Origin of the sequence: Sphingobacterium endophyticum, from assembly GCF_009733535.1 — a bacterium.
Lineage (GTDB): Bacteria > Bacteroidota > Bacteroidia > Sphingobacteriales > Sphingobacteriaceae > Sphingobacterium > Sphingobacterium endophyticum.
The window spans coordinates 63,144-81,599 of the sequence record NZ_SMMI01000008.1 but is presented as its reverse complement, the minus strand read 5'-3'; the positions used below and the strand labels follow the sequence as shown (position 1 = coordinate 81,599).

18 protein-coding genes are annotated in these 18,456 nt (G+C 37.5%); 7 read left to right on the top strand and 11 right to left on the bottom strand.

The features are described 5' to 3' along the window. Nucleotides 1-12 precede the first annotated feature (12 nt). Nucleotides 13-324 carry a Rieske (2Fe-2S) protein gene (locus tag E0Y80_RS11755; protein ID WP_197091573.1) on the top strand — a complete coding sequence of 104 codons (312 nt, stop codon included), beginning with the start codon at nucleotides 13-15 and terminating at the stop codon, nucleotides 322-324. Here the strand turns inward: E0Y80_RS11755 and E0Y80_RS11750 are convergent. From E0Y80_RS11750 to E0Y80_RS11725, 6 genes are all read right to left on the bottom strand, one after another. Continuing rightward, the gene (locus E0Y80_RS11750) at nucleotides 321-1,730 is read right to left on the bottom strand and encodes an aldehyde dehydrogenase family protein (protein WP_156307867.1); all 1,410 of its coding nucleotides are present in this window, start codon (nucleotides 1,728-1,730) and stop codon (nucleotides 321-323) included. The two genes, E0Y80_RS11755 and E0Y80_RS11750, sit on opposite strands and share 4 nt — an antisense overlap. 91 nt (nucleotides 1,731-1,821) lie before the next feature. After that, nucleotides 1,822-2,331: an ecotin family protein gene (locus E0Y80_RS11745; protein ID WP_197091572.1), complete on the bottom strand. Its 510-nt coding sequence runs from the start codon at nucleotides 2,329-2,331 to the stop codon at nucleotides 1,822-1,824. A gap of 41 nt (nucleotides 2,332-2,372) precedes the next feature. Then, nucleotides 2,373-3,125: a cysteate racemase gene (locus E0Y80_RS11740; protein ID WP_156307866.1), complete on the bottom strand. Its 753-nt coding sequence runs from the start codon at nucleotides 3,123-3,125 to the stop codon at nucleotides 2,373-2,375. Between the two features lie 14 nt (nucleotides 3,126-3,139). After that, nucleotides 3,140-4,255, bottom strand: coding sequence for a serine hydrolase domain-containing protein (locus E0Y80_RS11735; protein ID WP_197091571.1), 1,116 nt, complete (start codon nucleotides 4,253-4,255; stop codon nucleotides 3,140-3,142). After that, complete coding sequence (locus tag E0Y80_RS11730) at nucleotides 4,224-5,399, bottom strand: DmpA family aminopeptidase (protein WP_156307864.1); 1,176 nt, start codon at nucleotides 5,397-5,399, stop codon at nucleotides 4,224-4,226. Before E0Y80_RS11730 ends, E0Y80_RS11735 begins: the two co-directional genes overlap by 32 nt. Nucleotides 5,400-5,449: 50 nt before the next feature. After that, nucleotides 5,450-6,538 carry a DUF4407 domain-containing protein gene (locus tag E0Y80_RS11725; RefSeq protein ID WP_156307863.1) on the bottom strand — a complete coding sequence of 363 codons (1,089 nt, stop codon included), beginning with the start codon at nucleotides 6,536-6,538 and terminating at the stop codon, nucleotides 5,450-5,452. 160 nt (nucleotides 6,539-6,698) lie between these two features. Here E0Y80_RS11725 and E0Y80_RS11720 point away from each other — a divergent pair, with 160 nt between their 5' ends. Further along, nucleotides 6,699-8,825 (top strand): M3 family metallopeptidase, encoded by a 2,127-nt coding sequence (locus E0Y80_RS11720; protein WP_156307862.1) that lies wholly within the window; start codon nucleotides 6,699-6,701, stop codon nucleotides 8,823-8,825. Nucleotides 8,826-8,866: 41 nt separating this feature from the next. Here E0Y80_RS11720 and E0Y80_RS11715 read toward each other — a convergent pair whose 3' ends face one another. The 3 genes from E0Y80_RS11715 to truA all read right to left on the bottom strand — a co-directional run bounded on the left by E0Y80_RS11715 (nucleotide 8,867) and on the right by truA (nucleotide 12,008). Next, entirely contained in the window at nucleotides 8,867-9,412 is a 546-nt protein-coding gene (locus tag E0Y80_RS11715) for a putative glycolipid-binding domain-containing protein (protein ID WP_156307861.1), read from the bottom strand. A 63-nt stretch (nucleotides 9,413-9,475) separates the two neighbouring features. Beyond that, nucleotides 9,476-11,239, bottom strand: a complete 1,764-nt coding sequence (locus E0Y80_RS11710; protein WP_156307860.1) for an ABC transporter ATP-binding protein — start codon at nucleotides 11,237-11,239, stop codon at nucleotides 9,476-9,478. A 10-nt stretch (nucleotides 11,240-11,249) separates the two neighbouring features. Next, nucleotides 11,250-12,008, bottom strand: coding sequence for a tRNA pseudouridine(38-40) synthase TruA (gene truA, locus E0Y80_RS11705; protein WP_156307859.1), 759 nt, complete (start codon nucleotides 12,006-12,008; stop codon nucleotides 11,250-11,252). 197 nt (nucleotides 12,009-12,205) lie between these two features. On the opposite strand from truA, the gene E0Y80_RS11700 reads away from it, so the two are divergent. The 4 genes from E0Y80_RS11700 (at nucleotide 12,206) to E0Y80_RS11685 (ending at nucleotide 15,803) form a co-directional block, all read left to right on the top strand. Beyond that, nucleotides 12,206-12,664, top strand: a complete 459-nt coding sequence (locus E0Y80_RS11700) for a hypothetical protein (protein WP_156307858.1) — start codon at nucleotides 12,206-12,208, stop codon at nucleotides 12,662-12,664. Between the two features lie 83 nt (nucleotides 12,665-12,747). Beyond that, on the top strand, nucleotides 12,748-14,745 hold the full coding sequence (locus E0Y80_RS11695) for an ATP-binding protein (RefSeq protein WP_156307857.1): 1,998 nt from the start codon (nucleotides 12,748-12,750) through the stop codon (nucleotides 14,743-14,745). Nucleotides 14,746-14,846: 101 nt separating this feature from the next. Beyond that, nucleotides 14,847-15,320 carry a DUF4293 domain-containing protein gene (locus E0Y80_RS11690; protein WP_156307856.1) on the top strand — a complete coding sequence of 158 codons (474 nt, stop codon included), beginning with the start codon at nucleotides 14,847-14,849 and terminating at the stop codon, nucleotides 15,318-15,320. A gap of 9 nt (nucleotides 15,321-15,329) precedes the next feature. After that, complete coding sequence (locus E0Y80_RS11685; RefSeq protein ID WP_156307855.1) at nucleotides 15,330-15,803, top strand: hypothetical protein; 474 nt, start codon at nucleotides 15,330-15,332, stop codon at nucleotides 15,801-15,803. Nucleotides 15,804-15,818: 15 nt separating this feature from the next. Here E0Y80_RS11685 and E0Y80_RS11680 read toward each other — a convergent pair whose 3' ends face one another. Both E0Y80_RS11680 and E0Y80_RS11675 read right to left on the bottom strand, forming a co-directional pair. Further along, the gene (locus E0Y80_RS11680; RefSeq protein WP_156307854.1) at nucleotides 15,819-16,460 is read right to left on the bottom strand and encodes a hypothetical protein; all 642 of its coding nucleotides are present in this window, start codon (nucleotides 16,458-16,460) and stop codon (nucleotides 15,819-15,821) included. Beyond that, the gene (locus tag E0Y80_RS11675) at nucleotides 16,460-16,966 is read right to left on the bottom strand and encodes an RNA polymerase sigma factor (RefSeq protein ID WP_156307853.1); all 507 of its coding nucleotides are present in this window, start codon (nucleotides 16,964-16,966) and stop codon (nucleotides 16,460-16,462) included. Before E0Y80_RS11675 ends, E0Y80_RS11680 begins: the two co-directional genes overlap by 1 nt. A 69-nt stretch (nucleotides 16,967-17,035) precedes the next feature. Here E0Y80_RS11675 and radA point away from each other — a divergent pair, with 69 nt between their 5' ends. Beyond that, on the top strand, nucleotides 17,036-18,424 hold the full coding sequence (radA, locus tag E0Y80_RS11670) for a DNA repair protein RadA (protein WP_156307852.1): 1,389 nt from the start codon (nucleotides 17,036-17,038) through the stop codon (nucleotides 18,422-18,424). Nucleotides 18,425-18,456 lie beyond the last annotated feature (32 nt).

Genomic DNA, 18,456 nt, shown 5'->3' with positions numbered 1-18,456 from the left:
CATAAAGTTCCGGTGAAGATAGATGAAAGTCGCAATTATGTAAAGGCCTTGCATATTGCGGGAAAGAAGCTGTGTCTAATAAAGGAAGGCGATGTCTTGTCGGTAACTTCAAGCCGCTGTCCGCATGCGGGAGCCGACCTAACGAATGGATGGTGCGAGGAAGGCAAGCTGGTCTGTCCTTTCCATAGACATAAATTCAATATCGAAAGCGGCAAAGGTGATGAACCTCAGCATAATTTTATCCGTATCTATCCGCTAAAGAAAGAAGACGGCGACTTTTATGTTGGGATTAAAAAGAGTTTATGGAATAAGATCTTCGGTTAGACGATCTTTCTAATCCATTGGAGCATCTTATTGGTTTTTTCTGTATATGGAAACCAAAACATTGATGATATTGGAGTTATTTTCACATTTGCTACGGCTCTTTCATGAGAAAAAGAAATAAAACCATATCGACCAGTTGATTGACCTATTCCAGAATTATTTACTCCACTGAATGGTAGGTTTGGATGCATGATTTGGATCATGGCATCGTTTATACAGGTAGATCCAGCACTAGTATATCGAATAATATGTTTGTTAAAGTTGTCATCTTTACTAAAGACATATAGGGCCAATGGTTTTTCCTTTTGATTGACAAAATCAATAGCTTCTTGAATTTGTGAATAATAAACGATCGGTAAGATTGGTCCAAAAATCTCATCCGTCATTAAGGGATTGGTTGATGCCACGTTAGTAATGACGGTTGGCTCTATATAGTTTGTTTTAGAATCTGAATTTCCGCCACTAATTATTACTGCGCCTAAATTTTTCGCATCATTCAAATTGTCTTGAAGTCTTTGGAATTGTTTTTCATTAATGATTCTGGCATAATCAGGTGAGTTGAATGCATCATTTCCGAATGCTTCAACTAATTCTTTGCGAAATAGCTCTTCGATTTGATGTTTCTGATGTCTATGCGCCAATATATAGTCTGGAGCGATGCAAGTTTGTCCAGCATTGACGAATTTAGCCCAGATTAAGTTTTTAACGACCTTTTTAAGGTTCACATTTTTATCAATGATGGCAGGAGATTTACCCCCAAGCTCCAAAGTAATATCCGTTAGGTTTTTACTGGCGGCCTCCATTACTATTTTTCCGACTTTTGGCGATCCGGTAAAATGGATGTGGTCAAATCTCAAGTCTAATAGGTGTGTTGTTTCTTCCACTGCACCCTCCACAACGGCAATATGATCTTCTGAAAATAGATTTGATATAATATTCTTAACCAGCTTATTGGTATTGGGAGAGAACTCAGAGAGTTTCACAATTGCTGTATTTCCAGCAGCGATACAGGATGCTAAATGAACGATGGGTAGTTGGAATGGGTAGTTCCAAGGGGTGATAATTAAAGCATTTCCCTTCGGCTCGTAATGTAAATAGGCATTAACGTTAGGCATCATTAAAGATCGGCGGACCGATTTGTCTTTCATCCATCCTCGTAAATTCTTGATGATATGCTTTAATTCAACCTGGACAGCAAGGATTTCAGTAATTGCGGTTTCAATACCGGATTTATGAAAATCTAGATAGAGCGCCTTTTCAATAGCTTTCTCTTCGGCAATAATACTTGAAAGAAGCTTTTTTAACCAAGAAATTCTTTTTTCTGCGGTGCTATGCTTGATTTCAGCTTTGTTTTTTAGCTGTGCGGAATAAATTTTATCAATTTCTGAAACTGTTGTAAATGCCATAGAGGAATTGTGAAGCCTAAATTTAATCAATAAAATAAAAACCCAGGTCATATTCATGTCTGGGTTTTTAAGCTTCTTTCAATATGCTGAATTATTGTTTGCTGGGTTTAGCTTCTAATGCTTGGTAGATGTCGTCGCCAGCTGTAAATATTTTGTATTGAACATCATATTCTTCAGGGACATAGATTACAATCGGCATTTTGCCATTATATCTAACTGTGTTTGGTTGGGCAGAGACGAAAAGATGTCTTTTAGGGGCATCTGGACAGCCCATTTGTGTGGAAATAACCTGACCATCCGTTTCGAATTCAAAGTATTGGTATCCCCAACCTTCCAAGTCTTTTGTAGCCAATGATCCATTCAACCCATAATGATTACAGCCATCCACTTCCATCATTTTTCCTACAGAGAATTCTATTTTTTTCTGGTCATCATTCTGAGATAATGGAACTTCGATTACCATTTTCTTGAAACCCTCTTTAGGTTTAGGAAAGATGTCTGTATTTACTTTTAAGTAAGTTGCTTGGGCATTGCTTGCGTTAGGGCTTAAGAATAATCCCAACATTAAAACGATAAGGGTTGGTACTGCATTTAATTTCATGTTTTTCAATTTTGTGTTTAATTCTTAAACGATAAAACGGCTTATTCTGCTACAGGAATAAGTTTTGACGGGTTAATGGCCTCAATTAGAGCTCTTGCCAATATCCGGTTAGGGTCAATGACCGGGAGACCATAGTAAGATTTTTCTCGTAGTGCCAAAGGTAATTCCGTACAACCTAAGATAATGACTTGTGCAGATTTTGATTTTAGTTCCTGAATAGCAGCAAGTAATTCATCATGTGCCCTATTTGTTACAGGAGAGGAGAAAGCTTTTATACCATAACCTTCATCATAAATTGCCGCATGCACTTTGTTTTGTAATGCATCATTAGGTTCGATACATTTTAAACCATGTTTTTCAAGTACCTGTTTATATAATCCTGTATTTCTAGTTCCATTGGTTGAAAGTACCCCGACAGTTGCATCTGGGTAATTTGCTTGAATAAACTTTGCCGTCTCGTCAACCATGTGTAGAACATTCACTTTTGAGTTGTTTTTTAGCAATTCTTCTTGAATTACCTCGAATATCCGAGGCGAATGGGCAGTGTTACAAGGGATTCCGAGTACGGTGGCACCGGCTTTCTCTAATTCCAATGCTATTTCGGATATTGCTATTCCTGGGTTGATGGGTTCTTTTCCCAAGAGATAGTCTGTTCTATCGGCAATTCTATGCGCCTGTGAAGAAAGAAGCACAGGTAGATGATCTTGATCGCGCCTTGCATTCGTTTCTTCTATAATTTTTTTTACGATGTCGACACCTGCTAATGGTCCGACACCTCCAACAATTCCAATCATGATTATGTCTTATATTAGTCCAATTCACCCTGGCGCCATTTATACATCCAGAATGTCTGATTATTATTCAAAAATAACGCCAATAAATGAGGAATTGTTACAAAACCGTTATCTGAATTGCTGAACGCAACCAATATTTCCTTTGTTTTTGGATAGGCTAAAAAGAAGCATCGAAAACCGGGGTTTGAGCCGGTATGCCAATAAGCTGTGCCTAATTCATTGATCTGCATACGCATCCCTAATGCGCAGGGGACATGCTGATCATCAGGACTTTTATGAGAGGCTTTCTTTGCTTCAGATAAACGGGATAAAGCGAATTTGTGGGTCTTTTTCTTAAGTCCTGTTCCATTGATTACATAGCTGTTCAGAAAAATACTGTAATCCTTTGCTGTGGTATATAAAGTGTATGCAGCATTACTGTTTCGGTACATACCCATTTTTCTAGCCTTACCGTTTTCATAATGTCCATATGCAGCATTGTGAATCAATTCATCATTCCAGACAATGGCTGAATTTTTCATCCCGAGTGGAATAAGCACTTCCTCTTCTACTAACTGTTGGAAGGACTTTCCGGTTATTTGCTCCATTGTTTCCTGGAGAAAATAAAATCCTTCACCGGAATACATGTAATCAGTTCCAGGCTCAAATTGAGACGTTAGAGGCGTTTTTTTCCATGATGCTGTACCAACATCACCTTCCCAATTTAATAAGCCTGTGCGATGGGTTAGGACCATTCTCGCAGTGATCTTATCCTTATTCGGATTGTTGGTCAGGCGTGGGTAATGGTAATATTCCCATAAAGGTTTGTCCAATTCTATCAAACCTTTGTCCATTAACCTAAGAAAGGCATAGGTTGCAATGACTTTGGTTAAGGATGCAGCTTGAAATACCGTATTTTGGTCGATTGAATCCTTGCTATCCACATTTTTGACACCATAGTTGTAAAAATGCTCTTTACCATTTTTCAGATAGTTTAATTGAATTGCGGGAATATCAAATTTTTTGACAATTTCTTGAAACCCCTGCGTCTTATCTTGAGGAAAAACCTTTCCTAAAGAGAGCAAACTGATTACAACGAATATAATTAGCGAAGTTGAATTATTTATTAACAGCCTTAGGTAATTTATCATAATCCAATGCATTATATTTTTTCATGATTTTCAAGGTTTCTTGGATTGGTAATGCCTTAACGGTACGACCATTTATGCCTTTCATATCTTCCGCCATAAACATGGAGTTTAATATTGCTTCTTCAGTTGCTTCCCAAACAGCCATAAAGAGGGGCGACATATAGTCGTTTCCAACTTCTTGAGTTTGTAGTTCAATATTTTTGGATTCATGGGGAATAAAATTGGCTGGGTTTGTTGAGAAAGCGATGGAATAATCACCGCTACCATTCGATGAGAAGGAGCCAACATTGCCAAAAGCGATATAAGATCTCTTTGCCAGTCTTTCAAGGTTTCGGGAAGATAATGGGGCATCCGTAGCAATAATAATCATACATGACCCATCCACTTTATGGGCTTCCTTAGGCTCCTGCATATAGAAGTTATGCAATTCACGGCCTACCGGAGCACCATTGATGTTTAGTACTCCACCAAAATTGGTTTGCACTAAGACACCTACTGTATATCCACCTCTAGATTTTGGAAGTTTTCGAGATGCGGTTCCAATTCCACCTTTATAGCCAAGGCATTCCGTGCCTGTTCCAGCACCGACATTGCCTTCTTCCACTTTTCCTGGCTTTGCATTTTTTAATGCTTCTAAAACATCCTTTGATTCAACATGTCTGCCCCGGATGTCGTTTAGTCCACCATCATTGGTTTCGCCAACTACGGAGTTAACGGATCTAACATTTTCATTTCCTGGAAGAGCCAGCATATAGTCAATCAATCCATTAGCAACTTTTGAGGCGTTTAATGTATTGGTCAACAAAATTGGGGTTTCAATATTTCCGAGTTCTTCGATTTGAGAAATACCCATCATTTTTCCAAAGCCATTTCCAACATATACTGCAGCGGGCACCTTCTGTTGAAACATATTACCTTGGTGGGGAATGATGGCGGTTACACCGGTGCGAACAGAGTCTCCTTGTATGATGGTTTTTTGTCCGACCGTTACACCAGAAACATCTGTAATAGCGTTATTTGTTCCAGTAGGGAGAATACCTATTTGGATTCCAAAATCACGAATTCTACCACGTTTTTCCTGTGCATGGCTCATATTGAATGCAGCAATAATTGCCAGCGCAGAAAGAATGTATCGCTTGCTCATATAATCTAGATTAATTTGAGCAAGTATACAGATTTCTTTACAGAGGCAAATTATTCGTCCGCAAATTCTTTTTGAAGTTTGTCCATCCGCCTTTTGATGGAAGCATCGATTCTGTAATCGTCAATTTTATCTATTGCCGTCTTTTCTACAGTAACTCCTGTGTTTGATTCGTAGTTGTGTACTTCTTTTTGATTTTTTAATGCATTGTCATAGGCGTCCCTTCCACTCATTAATTTGACAAATACTGGAAGGCATTCAAAGAAAATGAATAGCAAAGCAATGAATATAACAGCGTATTCTGTTGATTTATTGATTGTACCATCAGGTTTCTTGTGCAGATTGCTCAAGGCCGCATTTCGATCTGCAAATCCAGCCACATTAATTGCACTGTCCAATGATTTGTCAGATAAGATTCTTTGATTCATTAAACCTTCAGAAGTTTTTCGTTGCAATAGCTCGGATTCTTTGCCATTAATCCTTGCTCTCAAACTATCCAAATAACCTTGTTGTTTGTTTAAATCGGCTTCTTTCATTTTCGCATAAGGCCCATAACCCATTACTCCAGATGTCTCCTGGGTTTTTGTGCCGAAGATTTCATGATTTAACTGCTGTCTTGAGGTCTTGATAGATGATTCTAAAGAATCTGCATGAGCTGTTAAAGTTTTTAATTGCCCATATTCCACACGGTATTTATTTTCAAAGGTTTTATTTAAGGTATCGATTTTGGCATTTTGCTGAACCAAATATTCCGCTCTTAAATATTCTTTAATCTCCTTATCGAATATTTTGAGTTCCAAAGGTCTGGAAATAATCAAACCAATCAGGATTGCCAATAAAATTCGGGGAAGAGCCTGTAGGAGTTGCATCCAGCCACTTCGGCTTTTGTCAATACTCAAAACAATATATCGGTCCAAGTTAAAGATGGCGAGTCCCCATATAATTCCAAAGAGGAGAGCATAAAACAGTGCAAATGAACTACCGCTAAAAACAAAATATAAGGCATAACCACCAGCAATGGAAGCAAATAAACCCGTAAAAAATATAGTTGCGCCTATGCTAATATATTTATTCTGTTCTTCAGGAAACCGGTCTAAAGTATCCTTGTGAACCCCTGCACACCAGAAAAAGAATTCTTTCATGTTATAAAGCTTTAGTAATTAGACGTTAGCGCGTCAACTTTGTTACAGCTAATTAAGTAAAAATTTTAGAAAATGTTAGTAGTTTGTAAGCCACAAAGAAATCGATTGTTAGGCAAAGAATTACTACCTTTGCACAAAAATTGAAACAAACTAAAAAAGAATGAATAAAAAAGGGTTTTTACCTTACTGCGTGGTGATTGCCAGCATGTTAGTAGGGTGTAACAACGAAACTAAAAAAGAGGAAACAGTAGATTTGAAAAATCCATTATTAGCCAAGTACGAAACTAACTTTGAAGTTCCGCCGTTTGATCTGATCAAGGACGAGCACTTCAGACCTGCTTTTAAAGAAGCATTAAGAGTACATGATGCGGAGATTGATTCAATTTTAAAAATCGAGGATCCCGCTACCTTTGCTAACACAATTTTAGGTTTAGAGAATGCAGGACAATTATTGTCTAGAGTATCTACGGTGTTCTCCAACTTGAACAGTGCCAATACGAATGACACTATTCAAGCTATAGCGAAGGATTTAGCACCTGTTTTTTCAGCGCATAGAGATGAGATCAATTTGAACCCTGAGTTATTTAAACGTGTTAAAGCGGTTTATGACCAAAGAGCAAATGCTGGTTTAGATGCTGAAGATTTAAAATTGTTAGAAGAGACTTACAAGGGCTTTGTCCGTTCTGGTGCGAATTTAAATGATGCCGACAAGGAAAAGCTTAAGAAAATCAATTCTGAGCTTTCCGTTCTATCCACACAATATGGGCAGAATTTATTGGCAGAGACAAATGCCTTCGAGATGGTTGTTGATAAGGAAGAAGATCTTGCGGGTTTACCAAGTGGATTAAAAGAGGCCGCTGCTGCAGAAGCTAAGAGCAGAGGTAAAGAAGGAAAATGGGTATTTACATTACAAAACCCGTCAGTAATGCCTTTCTTGCAATATGCTGATAATCGCGATTTACGTAAAAAGATTTGGGAAGCCTATCAATTGCGTGGAAATAATGACAATACTGCAGATACAAAAGAAATCTTGATTAAGATTGCAAACCTACGTTTAGCGAAAGCAAAATTATTAGGTTATTCTTCACATGCGGCATATGTTCTTGAAGAGTCAATGGCAGAGAATCCTGCAAATGTTAATGCATTGTTGAATAAAATCTGGACACCGGCATTAGCAAAAGCAAAAGTTGAAGCGGCAGATATCCAAAAAGAAATTGAAGCAGCTAAAGATACATTCAAGGTAGCTCCATATGACTGGCGTTATTATCAAGAGAAAATCCGCCAAAAGCGTTTCGCATTAAATGAGGAAGAAATCAAACCTTATTTCAGTTTAACGGATGTTCGTGAAGGAGCTTTTGCAACAGCAAATAAATTATGGGGTATATCGTTTGTAGCATTGAATAATGTTCCGGTATATCACCCGGAAGTTGAAGTTTATGAAGTTCGTGATAAAGATGGTTCACATTTAGGCTTGTTATACGCTGACTTTTTCCCGCGTGCATCAAAGCGTTCAGGAGCATGGATGACCTCATACAGAAGCCAAGATAGAGTGAATGGCAAGCGTGTTGCTCCGGTAATCTCTATCGTTTGTAACTTCACTAAACCGGTAGGCGACAAGCCAGCATTATTGACCTTTGATGAAGCATCTACATTGTTCCATGAATTTGGTCATGCTCTACACGGTTTATTCTCAAATGTAAAATATAGAAGCTTAGCAGGTACTTCCGTTCCTCGTGATTTCGTTGAGCTTCCTTCTCAGATCATGGAGAACTGGGCTTCTGATCCAGAAGTTTTGAAAACATATGCGAAGCATTTCCAAACCAAAGAAGCAATCCCTGATGCATTAATCGAAAAAATGCAGAAGGCAGGTACTTTTGACCAAGGATTTGCTACTGTTGAATATTTAGCAGCTTCTATGTTAGACATGAATTACCATAGCGCGACAGCTCCTATCCAGGTAAAAGCTAATGAATTTGAGAAATCTGCTATGGATAAAATCGGTTTGATCGATGCGATTATTCCACGTTATAGAAGTTCTTATTTCCAACATATCTTTAGTGGTGGTTATTCAGCAGGCTATTACAGCTATATCTGGTCGGAAGTTTTAGATTCAGACGCTTTTGCTGCATTTAAAGAAAAAGGCCTGTATGATCAAAATACAGCTGCTTCTTTCCGTAGTAATATTCTGGAAAGAGGTGGTACAGGAAATCCTGCGGAAATGTATCGTAAATTCCGTGGCGCAGATCCTGATCCAATTCACTTGATGAAGAAAAGAGGATTGAATTAATCTAATAATAAAGGGCGGGAAATAATTCCTGCCCTTTATTATTAGATTATTCTTTTAAAGAGTTTCGGATAGTTTATGACGAATCCAAATTTGTCTACTTTAATATCAGCACTAAAGGTGTTTGGGATATTTTGGTAACTGTAAATTCTATTTCTTTTTCTGCTGTACTTTTGCTTCCTTGGTTCGACCTTCCCTTCAAGGATATTAATATAGATAACTTGTATTTCATATGAATCCGAGATGCCCATCTTTAAATGATTGATTGGAAGTGTGTTTGTAAAGGGGCTGAGTGAAATATCAATGAATTTATAATTTTTAAATTCTTTTCTTTCGACATTATTGATAGACCAGACACCTTGTTCTACCTTTCCGGTAAGGGTTGATATTTCTCCGTTTAGATCAATGGATAATTCAAAAGAATTTATCTGCCAATTTTCATTGGTTTGAACTATGTAATCTACATACCAAAACTGTGCATCTAAGCATCCAATAATTTTTGATTGGATGATGTTCTGTTTAGAATCAGCATAATACTTTAAGTATTCTAATGAATTATAGTAGACTCCTTTCCAAATTATATTTATCATAGTACAAGAATTAGTACAGAATAAATACTATTGAAGGTGATATTGTTTGCTTAAAAAGAGATTCTAGATTCCTGCGGAATTAAATTGTAGATCGTAAAGATTTCGATAATAGCCTTCCAATTCCAGCAATTCGTGGTGAGTTCCGATCTCCTTGATTTCTCCCTTGTCCAAGACAATGATTTTATCGGCTTTTTGAATAGTTGATAAACGGTGTGCAATGACAATGGATGTACGTCCTTCCATTAGGTTTTCGATCGCATGCTGGATTAATTCTTCAGTTTCGGTATCGATTGATGATGTTGCTTCATCAAGGATTAAGATTTTAGGGTTGTGAACTAAAGCTCGGATAAAAGAAATTAACTGCGCTTGCCCTGCAGATAAAGTGGAACCTCTTTCTTGAACCTGATAATTGAAGTTTCCGGGAAGACGCATGATAAAATCATAAGCTCCTACTTTTTTTGCTGCATCCTCAATGGATTCAAAGCTAATATCCGGATTATGCAAGTTGATGTTGTTCAAAACGGTATCCGAAAACAGAAATACATCTTGCAGCACCGTCGCAATAGTTTGGCGGAGAAAAGTCAGGTCATATTCCCTGATATCGACACCGTCTAAAAGAATTTCACCTTTCTGTATTTCATAGAATCGGCTTAGGATATTGATAATTGAAGATTTGCCAGCTCCAGTGGCACCTACTAAAGCGAGTGTTTCACCAGGCTTAACATGGAAGCTTACATCTTTTAATACCCATTTCTCATCATTATATGCAAACCATACATTTTTAAAGGAGATTTCTCCATTTACATGTTCTGGTTTATAGGTTCCTTTATTTGGCGTGAATTCATCGGTATCTAGTACATCAAAAATACGTTCTGCAGATACCATCCCCATTTGGAGGGTATTGAATTTATCGATTAGCTCGCGGATTGGTCTAAAGATCATGTTGATATACATGATAAAAGCGACCACTACCCCTGGAGAAATTACGTCTGCTAGAATTTGTTTGGAACCATACCAAACCAACAAACCGGTGGCAATAGCAACAATAACCTCTAAAACCGGGAAAAAGATTGAAAAATACCAGTTCGCACGGATATGGGCATTTCTATGCTCGGCATTGATGGATTTGAATTTCCTCATTTCCTGATCTTCACGAGCAAAGTATTGGATAACATTCATTCCCGTAATATGCTCCTGCAGGAATGTATTTAAGTTTGACACCCAAAGCCTAACGCTTTGAAATGCCGACTTCATAGCCTCCTTAAAAATATAGGTTGCTGCAATCATCAAAGGCATTGGAATCAGGACTACGAGCGTTAATCTCCAGTCCGTGTAAAACATGACCCCTAATATGACGACTAATTGAAGAAGGTCGCCGATAATTTGAATTAACCCTTCTGAAAAAATGTTTGCAATGGTTTCAAGATCGGAAATAGTCCTGGTTATGAGTCTTCCTATCGGCGTGTTGTCAAAATATTTGAGTCTTAGGTTGGTAATATGATTAAAAACTTGAATCCTAATATCACGAATGACAGACTGACCCAGTGTATTGGTCATCAAGGTGTGGAAATATCGAATGATTGTTTGCGCAATCAATAAAGCAAACATGAGGATTAACATATTGGTCAGACCTTCCCCTTTACCCGAAAGGATATAATGGTCTAAGGTATATTCTACCAATAACGGTAGCGCCGGAGCAACGGCAGCTAGAAGGATAGTCAGGAAAACAGATACCCAAAAAACAGTTTTATAGGGTTGGATATATTTAGCCAGCCTCCCTAGTAATTTACTGTCATATGCGTTTCCTGAAATTTTATCTTTTTCCAAAGTTTCTTTATTAATCAATATAAGGATAGGCAACCTCTGTTAGATATAATCCACAGGCAGGAACGGATATTCCAGCTTTAGATCGATCCATACTTCTAATTACCTCTTTTATATGTTCCACAGGCTTTTTTCCTAAGCCGATTTCCATTAGTGTTCCGACAATAGCTCTAACCATATTTCGCAAAAAACGATCTGCAGTGATATGGAATATAAGTCTGTCTCCTTCCCAAACCCATTCAGCCCGTTTAATATCGCAATTATTAGTGAATACTTGGGTGTTGGATTTGCTGAAACAGGAAAAATCTTGTTTTCCTAACAAATCTTGCGCTGCAATGTTCATTTTTTCTACATCTGGCATATCCCTCAGTTGCCAAGAGAACAGGTGTAGAAAAGGATCTTTTTGAAAATGTACATGATATTCATAACTACGTTGAGTAGCATCAAACCTTGCATGCGCATCATTAGAGACTACAAGTAATCGCTTTGCAGAAATATCGAAAGGTAATAGGGCATTTAAGGAATGGATAAATTTATCAGAGTTTTTCAAAATCTGACTCGCATTTGAAAAGTGAACATAGAGCTGTTTTGCATGTACTCCGGCATCAGTTCGACCTGCACCAATTGTTTCCACCTCTTCCCGCAGAAGAATAGCTAAAGCAGCATTCAGTTTCTCTTGAATGGAGACCGCGTTTTCTTGAATTTGCCAGCCATGATATGCCGTTCCATTATACGCAATTTCCAAAAAGTATTTAGGTGTCTGTTCTTCCACTTTGCAAAGGTAATTAATATAGAATTAGCTCTTATCAGCATTTGGTAAGTAACACGTAAAAAATCTGAAATATGAGAATTTACCTGTTTATTATTAAAGAGTTGTACAAGTTTTCATGTACAAAAATTACCACTGAAGTAGGTATATAAAAAGGGGCTGATACCGACTAATTTAGTGTTGTATTTAATGTATTGATTATGAAAAAGATAGTAGCAATATTAACATTGATTTTAGGCTGCACATTTGCAGCAAGCGCCCAGGGATTTTTGGATAAAATAGACAGGGCATTGAACAAGGTAGAGAATACCACAAATAAAGTAGATAACGCTTCGGGAAAAGCGGGAAGAATTGGTGGGAAATTAAACGGCTTAATCGGTAAAAAGGGTGATAAGGAAGCAGAAGGGGTAGCTTTGACAGTTCTGATAGAAGGAGTTTCATTGGCCGATTTGAAAAAAATATCCACAGGGTTAGAATCAAATAAAAAGGTTTCTGAGGTAAAGATGAAATACAAAGCTACAGGCTCGTCTTTAACGGTACTTTTTAGCGGAGATTCCGAAGAATTGTTTGAAGCACTTAAGAAAACATCGCTTATGATTACGGATGAAACCGTACAGGCAATTGAGGATGATGGTATTGCTATTAAAATAGAAAAATAGTTTATCTTTATACTTATCATGCATAGGCAGTGAAAATCACTGCCTATTTCTATTTAATAAAAGACCATAGATTAACATTGAATATGAATGCTAGGCGTATATTTTATACGGTATTTCTGCTCTTGATAGCAGGTAGTTTTTCTGCTTACGCCCAGCAGGTTTCCTTTCCCTATGAGAAAGAAATAGACAGTCTGACCCTAACTTTGAATGATAATTTGAAGGTTGAAGACAAGGCTGTTGCTTTATTTGAGCTTTCTTATTATTATTCCTTTTCAGATTCTACAAAAGCTCATCAGTACCTGAATCAAGGTTTGGCGATGAAGGATAAAGCTCCCATTATTGGAAGTATGGGAAAGTTCTATGAAGGCATGTTCTACATGGATTATGATCTAAATAAAGCCATTGGTTTAATGGAAATTGCTGAAGTAGAACTTTCCAAGATCAACTCCATACAAGCAAAGCGTCTGCGTGCAAGAACACTTAATAATATAGCTACCGCCTATCAATGGCAGGATAAGCATGTAAAAATGCTGGATATATTAATTAATAAGGCTTTACCAGTTGCTTTAGAAGCTAAGGATGATGTGATCACTGGAAACATCCATTATAAAATTGGAATAAATTTTTGGAACAACCTCCAATATGCTGAGGCGAATAGATATTTTAGCGATGCATTAGCCTACCTAAAAAAGGGAAATTATGATCCCTTGACCTTAAATGAAGTCTATAAACTCTTAATTGTATCCCTTCATGCGATGAAAGAAAAGGACAAAGCGAAAGCTTTGATGGCTGATTTTGAAAGGTTTTCTAAAAAACATAAAGGGGAAATACCATTAAAAGACTATTATTTTGTTCATGCCGTTCATGATCGGTTTGAGAAAAATTTTGATCAATCCTTAAAATACATGGACCTGGCTATTGAAGAATTTAAAAAGATGGGTAATACACACCCACGTTCCATCGGGGAGCTGTATTATCAAAGAACACTTATTAACATCAGCAAAGGTGATTTTGTCGCGGCATATCATGACCTGCATAACCATGTAGAAAATCAACTAAATAGCAAAGGTGCTTTTTTTCAAGATAGCCTGAATGTTGCGCTTTCCTATGTAAAAGTATATGAAGGTTTAGGTGACTATAAAAATGCACTAGCCTGGGTAAAAAAGAAGGATGTTCTTCAGGATACGATGTATAATCGTAGAATTAGAGAGTCTATCCTTGGTTATGAAGTAAAGTATCAAACCTTAGAAAAGGAAAGTGAGATTCTGTCTTTAAAGGCTGAAAAAGAAAGAACGGAAAGCGATATTAGAAATACCCGTATTATTATAGCCTTAATAGCTTTAATCTTAATATTGATTGGCTACTTTTTATTCAAGAATCATCAGAAAAATAAAAGGCTATTGCATCAACAGGAGATTAATAATCAACAGAAATTACTGGAAGAAAAGCAGAAGCAAAAGCTGATGTCCTTAGATGCGATGCTGCAAGGTGAGGAAAAGGAGCGAAACCGTTTGTCAAGGGATTTACATGATGGACTGGGCAGTATCTTAGCATCCATCAAATACAAAGTACTTGACCTTCAACTCTCCAATCCCAATGACAAGGTGAATTCCGTATTAATCGATATGGACTATGCAATCACGGAAATGCGTCGTATATCGCATAATCTGATGCCTGAATCTCTGCGGAGGTTTGGACTTGAGATTTCTTTGGGCGATTTATGTAAGAGCTTGCAGAATAGCCAAACTAAGATAGAACTACAACTATATGGCTCCTTTGTAGATCTTTCTATGGAGCAGCAAACCCATATCTACAGAATTATACAGGAGTTACTGTATAATTCATTAAAACATTCGGATGCAAAACATATTTTGGTTCAATGCAGTATGGAGGATAATGTGGTATTTATTACGGTAGAGGATGATGGGGTAGGTTTTCAAGCGAACGGAATTAATGAAGGAGTCAAGGCTGGAGTTGGATTAAAAAATGTCAAGATTAGAGTGAATTATCTTCATGGTAAGCTCGATATTCGTTCTGAAATAGGAAAGGGAACAAGTATAGATATTGAACTTTTTGTCTAGAAGAAAACTTAAAAATAGCCAAAGCTTTAACACTCCCCATTAGAAACCAAATTCTATTTAAGTTGTTTGTATTATATTTGCGTAATTAACAATCTTTAGATATGATACAACGAATTCAAACCATCTGGTTATTGCTTTCTAGCCTAGTTCTTTTAGGACTCTTTATTTTTCCATTTGTTGGTTACATTGATTTAGTAGGGCTGGGTAAGAACATTTATGTAACCGGTGTTTATTCATCAGCAAATAATGTAACAACCAAAGAGAGCAGCTTCTTGTTAATGAGCATTGCTACCGTTGTTTTAGCATTGATTCCCATCTTTATTATATTCCAGTTTAAAAACAGAAAATTGCAATTGACCTTAATTCTGGTTCAAGTAATTTTAATCTGTCTATTTGCGGTATGGATGTTTGTCTCAGCGAACAATATTCTAGGATTAATCAATCAAAGCATAGGTGCAAGTAACATTGGTATTGGGTTCTTTTTATTGCCAGTTTCCATCCTTTGTTTAGCCTTTGCAATTCGTGGCATAAGAAATGATAATAAGTTAATTAAATCAGCCGATAGGCTTCGTTAATTAATAGCTATGAAACAATTTATTATTTTTCTTGGGGTCATGTTTGTATTGGCATTACCAAAACTTACATTTGCTCAAGAAGATTCCAGTTTAAATATCGTAGACGATATTCAGTTCGACTTAAGGTCAATTACAGCATCAGGAGACACATTGGTTGTCGACCTATTTGCTATTTCGTATGAAAAGAATCCGCGTGAGTTCAGATTAAATGTTTTTGCTTCGGCAATTATCGATTCAGAAGACCAATCGCATATGCTTACTTCGGTTCAAATCGATAGGGTAATCGTTCAATTAGCTGATAGGGAGAATTACTTGAACTACCTGTTGCATCAAGATAAACCAGTCAATATTAAGTTGAAATTATCGCCCCTAACGGAAGAGGTTAAAAATGCAAAGTTGGTGAAAATCGTCTTTAACGCTTTAGATGATGAGGGCCAGTTTTTGGAGGCATTCATTGATTTAAATAAAGAAGAGGAGCTTTAGGCCCCTCTTCTTTATTTAAATATTAATTGCATTTTCTTCTTGATCCAATTTAACCAGATCTTCATAATTCTGGTCTAATTTCTTAACAAGTCGGATATAAATCACTCGGTAATATAGCTTGATCAGCGAAATGGTCAACCAGCCTACAAGAAACATCACAATACAGAGAAGGGTAAAAAACATGATGTTGTGACCAACTGATTTATTGATGATATCCTCTTCCCAAACCAATTGTACGGTGGAAATTCCGATCGAAAAGATAATCATGTAGATATTAAACTTGATGTAATTTCCGACAGTCTTTCTCGTAAATAGGATGTCCGAAAGCAGGTCTTTGGTGTTGTTTGTGGTTTTGATCTTTTTATAGGATGTGAAAAAAGCATAAATAAAATAAAAGATCACCAAATAGGATATGACATCAATGATATTGGTGAATATTTCAAAAGGATTGTTCTCCTCTTTTTCAAAAATATCATATTTATAAGCCAAAAAGTTGATAAGTAATCCCACAAACAGTTCAATAACTGATATAATAAAGATCCATTTCACTAATGAAGAGGAGCTTTTATAAAGCATACGACGAATTTCTTCCTTATTTACTTTAGGGAAGTTTTGGTCTTTTTTCCAGTGTTGTTTTAGAATGTCCAATTCATCCATTATACCACTCCTTTCTTTGCTAGCATTTGTTTCAATTTGCTTTTAATTCGGTTCATTTTTACCCGGGCATTTACTTCGCTGATACCCAAGGTTTCAGCGATTTCTGTGTAATCTTTATCCTCAAGATACATGTAAACCAATGCCTTGTCGATGTCATTTAACTGGCGGACAGCATCATAGAGATGCTTTAGGTTGTCTTCGGTTTCGGAGTTGTACTCTTCATAACGAATATTGGCCAATGAGTAGTCCCAGTCTACGGTTTCAATTTTAGTTTTTTTTCCTCGGTAGAGAGAAATGGCGGTATTTAATGATACGCGATATGCCCAAGTTGAGAATTTTGAATCTCCTTTAAACTTAGGATATGATTTCCAGAGCTGTATTACCATTTCTTGGAACAAGTCCTGATGTGATGCTAGATCAACGGTATAGAGCTTGCATATCTTATGCAGGATATTTTGATTATCCTCCAAAAGATTGACAAATTCTTGCTCCAGGTTCTTGTTCATTTATTGGTATTTGTCGACAATAGTAAGGTATTGTTACAACATGTAGATACATTTTTTTAAATTCGCTCAATGGCTAAAACAAAATCAGCATATTTCTGTCAATCATGTGGCTATGAATCACCTAAGTGGTTAGGCCAATGTCCTTCCTGTAAACAATGGAATACGTTTGTTGAAGAGGTTGTGGAAAAAGCATCCAGCAGAGTGCCGGAGTGGAGAAGTACAACGGTCACTCCTGGAGTGCAAAAACGTACGAATAAAGCCGCTGTCATCCATGAGATAGTATATTCTGAGGAGCAAAGGATTCTTTCTCCTGATAAGGAATTCAATAGGGTTTTAGGAGGAGGCATTGTGCCGGGGTCACTGGTGTTAATTGGTGGTGAGCCTGGTATCGGAAAATCTACTTTGATGCTTCAATTGGCCTTGTCAATTCCAAAAATAAAGACACTCTATATCTCTGGTGAAGAGAGCGAGCAACAGATCAAGATGCGTGCGGAGCGCTTATCTCAAAGTTCTAACGCAAACTGTTATATCTTGACGGAAACATCCATGCAGAATATTTTTAAGCAGATCGATCAGGTTGAGCCCAATGTGGTGGTAATCGACTCTATACAGACTCTTCATTCTGCCCAGATTGAGTCAGCGCCAGGGTCGGTTTCTCAAGTGCGGGAATGCACGGCCGAGCTATTAAGATTTGCAAAAGAAACGAACACCCCGGTATTTATTGTTGGGCATATTACCAAGGATGGTTCCATTGCAGGCCCAAAGGTTTTGGAACACATGGTAGATACGGTTCTCCAATTTGAAGGCGATAGAAACCATGTTTATCGAATTTTGAGGGCGGTAAAGAACCGTTTTGGATCATCTTCGGAGCTTGGGATTTATGAAATGCAAGGCTCAGGATTGAGGGAGGTTTCCAATCCATCTGAAATCATGCTTTCGCAGCGCGAGGAACAGGTGAGTGGAATTGCCGTAGCCGCAATGTTAGAGGGGATGAGGCCGTTGATGATCGAGGTGCAAGCCTTGGTGTCCAACTCGGCTTATGGAACGCCGCAAAGGAGCTCTACGGGCTTTGATACCAAAAGATTGAACATGTTGCTGGCCGTTCTGGAGAAAAGGTTTGGATTTAGATTAAGTGCTCAAGATGTGTTCTTAAATATTGCCGGTGGATTACGGGTGGAAGATCCTGCAATAGATCTGGCTGTTATCGCCGCTTTGATATCTTCACAGCAGGATATAGCACTGCCATCTAACATAACATTTGCGGGCGAAGTAGGGCTTTCCGGAGAAATACGTGCCGTCAATCGCATCGAACAAAGAATTCAAGAAGCTGAGAAACTTGGTTTTGAACAGATATTTATTTCTAAGTACAATACCAAAGGATTGGATGTTAAAAGATACCAAATTCTGGTACGTCCAGTCGCAACCTTAGAAGATGTATTTAGAATACTTTTTGGATAAAAAAGTGGTTAAATAAAAAAGCGAGCTTAGGG

Coding starts and splice junctions, on each gene's coding strand:
- E0Y80_RS11680 (WP_156307854.1), bottom strand. CDS start 16,460: ATGGATGAATTGGACATTCTAAAACAACACTGGAAAAAAGACCAAAAC.
- E0Y80_RS11685 (WP_156307855.1), top strand. CDS start 15,330: ATGAAACAATTTATTATTTTTCTTGGGGTCATGTTTGTATTGGCATTA.
- E0Y80_RS11750 (WP_156307867.1), bottom strand. CDS start 1,730: ATGGCATTTACAACAGTTTCAGAAATTGATAAAATTTATTCCGCACAG.
- E0Y80_RS11715 (WP_156307861.1), bottom strand. CDS start 9,412: ATGATAAATATAATTTGGAAAGGAGTCTACTATAATTCATTAGAATAC.
- radA (WP_156307852.1), top strand. CDS start 17,036: ATGGCTAAAACAAAATCAGCATATTTCTGTCAATCATGTGGCTATGAA.
- E0Y80_RS11690 (WP_156307856.1), top strand. CDS start 14,847: ATGATACAACGAATTCAAACCATCTGGTTATTGCTTTCTAGCCTAGTT.
- E0Y80_RS11695 (WP_156307857.1), top strand. CDS start 12,748: ATGAATGCTAGGCGTATATTTTATACGGTATTTCTGCTCTTGATAGCA.
- E0Y80_RS11735 (WP_197091571.1), bottom strand. CDS start 4,255: ATGATAAATTACCTAAGGCTGTTAATAAATAATTCAACTTCGCTAATT.
- E0Y80_RS11740 (WP_156307866.1), bottom strand. CDS start 3,125: ATGATTGGAATTGTTGGAGGTGTCGGACCATTAGCAGGTGTCGACATC.
- E0Y80_RS11730 (WP_156307864.1), bottom strand. CDS start 5,399: ATGAGCAAGCGATACATTCTTTCTGCGCTGGCAATTATTGCTGCATTC.
- E0Y80_RS11675 (WP_156307853.1), bottom strand. CDS start 16,966: ATGAACAAGAACCTGGAGCAAGAATTTGTCAATCTTTTGGAGGATAAT.
- E0Y80_RS11725 (WP_156307863.1), bottom strand. CDS start 6,538: ATGAAAGAATTCTTTTTCTGGTGTGCAGGGGTTCACAAGGATACTTTA.
- E0Y80_RS11700 (WP_156307858.1), top strand. CDS start 12,206: ATGAAAAAGATAGTAGCAATATTAACATTGATTTTAGGCTGCACATTT.
- E0Y80_RS11745 (WP_197091572.1), bottom strand. CDS start 2,331: ATGAAATTAAATGCAGTACCAACCCTTATCGTTTTAATGTTGGGATTA.
- E0Y80_RS11720 (WP_156307862.1), top strand. CDS start 6,699: ATGAATAAAAAAGGGTTTTTACCTTACTGCGTGGTGATTGCCAGCATG.